This window comes from Klebsiella sp. K47 (assembly GCF_051858335.1).
Classification (GTDB): domain Bacteria; phylum Pseudomonadota; class Gammaproteobacteria; order Enterobacterales; family Enterobacteriaceae; genus Klebsiella; species Klebsiella pneumoniae.
Genome location: NZ_JBPYUI010000031.1, coordinates 40589 through 47473, shown reverse-complemented (window position 1 = coordinate 47473; position 6885 = coordinate 40589). Strand labels below are relative to the sequence as shown.

Below are 6885 nucleotides of genomic sequence, written 5' to 3'. Positions count from 1 at the left end.
GCTGCGAGCGGGCGACGGCGCGCTGCCGGGAGGCGATTCCGCCGCTGCTCGGCGACCGCCAACGTGCCGCCTGCTTTTATAGCGAATTTGCGGAGGTGACAGCATGAGCGAACGCTATGTCATTGAAGTGGATGGACTGAAAAAATATTTTCCGCTACGCGACGGCCTGTTTGGTCAGCAGACCGGCGAGCTTCGCGCGGTGGACGGCGTCAGCTTTAATATCCGTCCGGGCACCATTTTTGGCCTGGTGGGCGAGTCCGGCAGCGGTAAAACCACCGTCGGCCGGACCCTGCTTGGCCTGTACGAGAAGAGCGCCGGCAGCGTGAAATTTCACGGTCAGGAGCTGGCCGACCTGACCGCGCCTGCCCTGCGCGCTATCCGGCCCAGGATGCAGCTGGTGTTTCAGGACCCCTATAGCTCGCTGAACCCGCGGCTGCGTATTGGCGACGCGATTGGCGAAGCCATGCTGCAGCACAAACTGTGCGCCCGCAATGAGCTATATGACCGGGTGATCGACGTGATGAAGATCTGCGGCCTGGCGCCGGAACACTATGCCCGCTTCCCGCATCAGTTTTCCGGCGGCCAGCGTCAGCGGATCGGTATTGCCCGGGCGCTGATCCTCAACCCGGATTTTATCGTCGCCGATGAACCCATCTCGGCCCTTGATGTGTCGATTCAGGCGCAGATCATCAATTTGTTTTCCGACCTGCGCGACAACCGCGGGGTCACGTTTCTGTTTATCTCCCACGACCTCGGGGTGGTGGAGCATTTATGTGACGATGTGGCGGTGATGTATCTCGGGCAACTGGTGGAAAGCGCCAGCCGCGATGCGCTGTTCAACCGCCCCCTCCATCCCTACACCCGCGCCCTGCTGGCTGCGGTGCCGACCCTCGACCCGCACAGTGAACCGCAGGCGCTGGTGCAAGGCGAGATCCCGGATCCGGCCAATCCCCCCGCCGGCTGCCGCTTTTCATCCCGCTGCCCGCTGGCCAGCGAACGTTGCCGCAGAGAGCCTCCGGCGCTGCGCGAGGTGGCCCCGGGCCATCGGGTCGCCTGTCATTGGGTCGCATCCTGAGCGCGGTCAATGGGGTTATTTATTTCTAAACAACCGACCGATTGTGCGCGGCAGCGCCAGGATTTACTATCCGCCCCGTCTTGTGAGACGCGCGATAAATGAAGCGGAACATCTTTGTACTCTTTTGCCCAATGGCTTCGGGCATTTTTTCTCCACGCCCGGGAGCGATCCTCCCGGCAAGATATTTAGCGGGGCGCGGTCGCCCGTCTGTCAAAACGCAGCAATGGAATTGCTCGTCCGCGTCCCGCTACCCTTTTCCCGCCGCTAATTAAATAAGGGCAAAAAAATAAGACAACATGAGATTGCCTGGGGTATAGCTTTATCTTATTTTTTAAGCGTGTACTCCCTGTTAAGGTATCAACATCATGCTTAAGCGTCGCACTCTCAAAACAGCACTGGCGGCGGTTATTTCCCTTGCCGTCATGGCCGCGCCAGCGTATGCCAACCCGGGTAATGGCAATGGCAACGGCGGTGGGAATCACGGGAACAGTGGTAACCATGGCAATAGCGGCAATCATGGTAACAACGGTAACAGTGGCGACCATGGCAATAAAGGGCAAAATAAAGGCCAGTCCACTGAAGATCACGGCAAACGGAAAAACTACGGCAAGCCCGACCACGTCGACAGCGATATTAGCTTCTCACGGGCGCGCTCCCTTGCCGTGAACTACGGTCTGGTCGGCTATCAGGCGCTGCCGCCGGGTATCGCCAAAAATGTCGCCCGCGGCAAACCACTCCCTCCGGGGATCGCCAAAAAGACCCTGCCAGCTTCTATGATTAACGACCTGCCCTATTATCCGGGCTATGAATGGCGGGCGGTCGGCGATGATCTGGTGCTGGTGGCCCTGAGCACCGCGATCGTCACCGCCGTGATTAACGGTGTGTTTGACTAAATCATCTGCTTATTGAAAAGCCTCGCCTCGGCGAGGCTTTTTTGTGCCTGATGCCGGTGAGTGACGGCTCACCGGCATAACCAGTATGATAACGGTTCAACCAACCCGGGACCGACTATGGACAAAGACACAGTAGTAACGCTGTTGAAATACAAGCGCTGGATTGACCTTGCCACCTTACAGGCGATCCGCGCGATTGACGGAACGGTACATGGCGAAAAGCGTCACCTGACCATCAGGCTGATGAACCATATCCATGTCGTTGATATGATTTTCCGGGCGAACCTGCGCGGCAGGCCGCACGGCTACACCGCGCTGAATACCCCTGAGACGCCAACCGTTGATGAGCTGGAAACGGCCATGACCGCCTGTACGGACGAATACATTCAGTACGTCAGCGCCATGACCCCCGCCGATTTCCACGAACGTATCGCCTTCAAATTTGTCGACGGCGGCGACGGCAATATGACCGCGATGGAGATGCTGAACCACATGCTCTTTCACGGCGCCTATCACCGCGGCGCGGTGGGCTGGATGATTGGCGAATGCGGCGGCGTGCCGCCGAAAGAGGTGCTGACCGTTTTCCTGCGCGACCATCATTCCTGACCGAGCGAAACCATTCACCGTCGATTACGCGGAGAATCAGCAGGAGCTCTGCCTGATGTCGAGTATGGGTTTTCTGGTACAGGGCGCTAAGGTGGGTTCTGATCGTGGCGATAGATACGCCCAGATGTAAGGCTATCAAGGGGGTTCAGGATCCACTGTCGCGGGTTTGGATAGCGCCCCCCTTCCGGCATAACGTCAGCCAGATCGTCAGGGCGCACAGCAGGGTGACGACCGCCAGCCCGCTAAACAGTAGCGTATAAGCAGAGTCATAGCTCTCGCGCAGCACCCGGAGGGAAAAATCAGGCAAAAGCGCAGCCGCCTGCGGCATATTGCCGGCCCCCAGCCAGCCTGCGGCGCGGTGAATCACCTCGGGGGCATACCCGTGAACGCGACTCTGCAGGGTCAGGGTATTGCTTGCCGTTAATACCGCGGAGACGACCGCCAGGGCGATCCCCTCGCCGGCAACGCGTACGGTGTTGAACAGGCCTGCCGCCATACCGGCTTTGGCGACCGGCACAGCGGATATCGCCAGGCCATCCATCAGTCCCCAGGGAAGCGCCGCCCCCGCCCCACAGAGGATCAGCGCCAGCACCAGTTGCGGGAGGTGGTTACTGTGAAAAGCATCGCCCAGCAACAACAACCCGACGGAGGCCATCATCAGTCCCGCCGTGGACACCTGCCCCGGTGAAAACCAGCGGGTGAGCAGGGCCGCAACGGATGGGAAAACCAGCATCGGCGTGGTCAGCGCCATCAGATACAGTGCGCTCTGCGACTCACTCATCCCCTCTCCGCCCATAAAATGCAGTGGAACAATAATCAGCAGGACCACGTAGCAACAGCAGGTGGCGACAGGCAACAACAGTACGCCGACAAAACGCGGATGACGCAGCAGGGAGAGTTCCAGCACCGGGTTGTTCACCCTCCGGCAGCGTACGACAAAGGCCACGAACAGCCCCCCCGACGCGATGAGCAAGGCCAGCGTGGTCAGGGATAAAAAACCGCGGGCCGGAATGACCATAAGCGATGCAGTAAACAGCATCAGGGCCAGCGTAAACAGGGTTAAGCCCAGGTTGTCGGGTGTCCGCGGCTCGCTTTTTTCTGTCGCAGGCAGAGATACCAGGCCTATAAGCAGAACCCCTGCCGAGAGCAGCGCAAACAGGGCGTATACGCCGCGCCAACCCACCGCGTCGATCATGAAGCCGATCAGCAGCGGACCGAACGCCAGACCAATGCCGAACACCGTGCCGAGGATGCTGAATGCCCTGGTCCGCTGGGCGCCATCATACAGCTGGGCCAGCGCCGCACTGCCGCTGGCTAAAATCATCGCCGCGGCCAGGCCCTGCAGCGCCCTCAACACGCCTGACAGGAAGAGATTGTGCGTCAGACAAAACAGCAGGCTGCTCAGGCAAAACAGCGCGGCGCCGGCGATAAAAATACGTTTTCTGTCGATGGCATCCGCCGTCACCCCTGCGGCCAGCAAAAAGCTGCCGAAAGTCAGCATAAAGCCATTGGTCAGCCACGACAGCGCAGCGGGAGAGCCGCCCAGCGACTGCTGTATCGCGGGGGTGGTCATGACGCCGCCGGTAAAACTTAACGGCAGCAGCAAGGCCGCCATAAAGACAGAAAGCGCGGCCAGGGCGCTGGCGTATCGGGAAGGTGTTCTGGCGGTGAGTAACATCGGGCGGCCCTCATCAGTCGGCAAGAAAGAATAAACTGTCGCCATCCTATTGCGGATGTTAATGCCGATAAATAGACTGAAAATATCTTCTTAAAAGACATAAGGTTTATAATCAATGGACAGCCTCACCTCGCTGACGTCCTTTGTCCGCACCGCCGAAACGCTAAGCTTTGTTCAGGCCGCCAGGCTGCTGGGCATATCTGCCTCGGCGGTGGGTAAGAATGTCGCCCGGCTTGAGCATAAACTGGGGGTCCGGCTGTTCAACCGCAGCACCAGAAACGTCAGCCTGACGGCGGAGGGGGCCGCATTTCTGACCCGCTGTCAGAGTATCCTGGAGCTGATCCTGGAGGCCGAGTCAGAGCTGACCAGCAGTCTCTCACAGCCCACCGGCAAACTGAGGATTTCACTGCCTGTCATTGGCTACCGCCTGTTACTCCCCGCCCTCACCGCCTTTAGCCGTCTTTATCCGCAGGTTGAACTGGATCTCGACTTTAGCGACCGGCTGGTCAATCTGATCGATGAGGGAGTTGATGTTGCTATCCGCAGCGGTGAATTAGCGGACTCCCGCTTGATCGCCAGAACGCTGGGAGGCTTTCGTTTTGTGCTCTGTGCCAGCCCGGCCTATCTGGCGGAATACGGCGTTCCCGGCTCACCAGCGGAATTGGCGGCGCACAAGTGCATTTTTTTCCGCTTCCCCGCGACGGGGCTGATCCAGCCCTGGGAACTGCGCGGTATGCGACTGACGGCAGATTTCAGGGCCGCTGCCGTGATGACGGTCAATAACATTGAGGCCGCCATTCGCTTAAGCGCGGCGGGGATGGGCATCGCTTATGTGCCTGATTTTGTCGTGCGCGAGGCCATGGATGAGGGACAACTGCAGGAGGTGTTGCCCGGCTGTTGCGTCAAGGATGGGCATTTCTCGGTCCTGTGGCCCGCCAGCCGCTACCTGTCACCAAGAATACGCTGTTTTATCGATTTTATAGCTGCGGCAGAGATACCTTTGTCACCAGCATCGGCGCCCCCTTCCCTCTGAAAAGCCCTGCGCCGGATATCCTGCCGCCCGGCCAGCGAAAGCCGGCGGCAGGTGCGCATCATCAATCATCCGTCAGTACAATGCGTCCTATAACCCGGTACTTTTGCGCATCAAAGAGGTAAAACCAGACCGCGATGGCGGCGCCAAAGCAGAAGCAGGCCAACACGATCCACGGAATGGCATGATAAAAGGAGGAGCTGGCGGCAGCGCCCGCGGCAAACGCCATATTTTTGAATAACAGGTAGACGATATAGATCATCCCCATCCCCCCAAGCAACGGCGCAACGCCTGTTTTAAACCAGTGTCCTTTGCCAATATTTTCTTTATTGCCGTGGAAGTAAACGATCACCGCAAAGGCGCAAAGCGCCTGGACAATCATAATGCCCATCGTACCCAACAGCGCCAGCAGGGTGTAAATATCCGCGTAAGGATCTTTACCGGTGATAAAGAATAGCAACACAATCAGCGTGGCGATAACGGTCTGCACCGTAGAGGCAACATGGGGGGAGCCGTGGCGCGAGTGTGAACGACCCAACGTGCGCCCGGCAAACGGAAACAGATTTTCCCGCCCGAGCGCGTAGAGATAGCGCGCCGCGCAGTTATGAAACGCCATCCCGCAGGCAAAAGAGCCAGTGATCACCAGCAGCTTAAACACCCCGACCGCCCACTCCCCCAGATACTGGCGAGCCGGACCGTAGAAAATCTCTCCTGCGCGGTTAGGATCCTGCGCAAGGGCAATAGCCTGCTCCGGTCCCGTTCCGGCAATCGCCATCCACGAAATGAACACGTAGAACACGCCGATACCAATCACGCCCAGCAGGGTAGCCAGGGGAATGATCTTTTTCGGGTTCTTCGACTCTTCACCGTACATTGCCGATGACTCAAAGCCCACCCATGACCAGAAGGCGAAGAATAATCCAATTCCGGCACTGGCGCCGACCACCCCTTTCGCCGGGGTAAAGGCGTTCAGCGGGTTGATCGACTCGGGGACAAAACCCTGTGGCCCTCCGCCATGGATCAGCACCGCCACCGCGACGGCGGTGAGGATCAATATTTCCAGTACCAGGCACAGGCCGAGCACCCGGGAAGTGAGCGAAATATCGAAATAGCTCAGCACTCCGGTAGTCATTAGCATGGCGAAGGCTAAGATGAGCCAGGGGATATGTACGCTGAAGACCGTATTGATTAAATCCTCACAGAAAAAGGCGAAGATCCCGACCAGCGCAGCCTCAAAGACAATGTAGGTCATGGTCACCGTCACTCCTGACGCCATGCCAACGATCCGCCCAAGGCCGTGTGAAATAAAGCCATAAAATGCGCCGGTAGCGGTAATAAACCTGGCCATCTGCGCATAGCCGATGGCAAACAGGGCAAGGATAAGGGTGGCGACCATAAACCCCGCGGGCGCAAACTGACCATTACCACTACCCACCGCGATCGGCACATTGCCCAGCATCGCAGTGATCGGCGCTGCCGTGGCGATAGTCATAAACAGCACCCCGCCAAGGCCTACCGCATTTGGCCGCAGCCGCTGCACAACATGTTTTTCCGCCGCTGGCGCGGGATTGGCAAGAATTTCATTGCTCATGATGAACGCTCC

At 58.5% G+C, this 6885-nt stretch carries 6 protein-coding genes and 2 pseudogenes; 5 read left to right on the top strand and 3 right to left on the bottom strand.

Translation table 11 applies throughout. From position 1 onward, the window contains the following. From RRF55_RS23385 to RRF55_RS23370, 4 genes and pseudogenes are all read left to right on the top strand, one after another. Positions 1-107: pseudogene (locus RRF55_RS23385) on the top strand (ABC transporter ATP-binding protein); the annotation flags it as partial. Continuing rightward, entirely contained in the window at positions 104-1075 is a 972-nt protein-coding gene (locus RRF55_RS23380) for an ABC transporter ATP-binding protein (protein WP_004151191.1), read from the top strand. The pseudogene RRF55_RS23385 and the gene RRF55_RS23380, both read left to right, overlap by 4 nt. A gap of 365 nt (positions 1076-1440) precedes the next feature. Further along, positions 1441-1968 (top strand): anti-virulence regulator CigR family protein, encoded by a 528-nt coding sequence (locus RRF55_RS23375; RefSeq protein ID WP_002907918.1) that lies wholly within the window; start codon positions 1441-1443, stop codon positions 1966-1968. A gap of 117 nt (positions 1969-2085) precedes the next feature. Further along, positions 2086-2574, top strand: coding sequence for a DinB family protein (locus RRF55_RS23370; RefSeq protein ID WP_004175817.1), 489 nt, complete (start codon positions 2086-2088; stop codon positions 2572-2574). Between the two features lie 36 nt (positions 2575-2610). Here the strand turns inward: RRF55_RS23370 and RRF55_RS23365 are convergent. After that, positions 2611-2706: pseudogene (locus RRF55_RS23365) on the bottom strand (transcriptional regulator); the annotation flags it as partial. A 13-nt stretch (positions 2707-2719) separates the two neighbouring features. Further along, positions 2720-4252 carry an MFS transporter gene (locus RRF55_RS23360; RefSeq protein ID WP_032415070.1) on the bottom strand — a complete coding sequence of 511 codons (1533 nt, stop codon included), beginning with the start codon at positions 4250-4252 and terminating at the stop codon, positions 2720-2722. Positions 4253-4367: 115 nt separating this feature from the next. On the opposite strand from RRF55_RS23360, the gene RRF55_RS23355 reads away from it, so the two are divergent. Further along, positions 4368-5285, top strand: a complete 918-nt coding sequence (locus tag RRF55_RS23355) for a LysR family transcriptional regulator (RefSeq protein WP_064153676.1) — start codon at positions 4368-4370, stop codon at positions 5283-5285. A 61-nt stretch (positions 5286-5346) separates the two neighbouring features. Here RRF55_RS23355 and RRF55_RS23350 read toward each other — a convergent pair whose 3' ends face one another. After that, on the bottom strand, positions 5347-6873 hold the full coding sequence (locus tag RRF55_RS23350) for an APC family permease (protein WP_004898666.1): 1527 nt from the start codon (positions 6871-6873) through the stop codon (positions 5347-5349). Positions 6874-6885 lie beyond the last annotated feature (12 nt).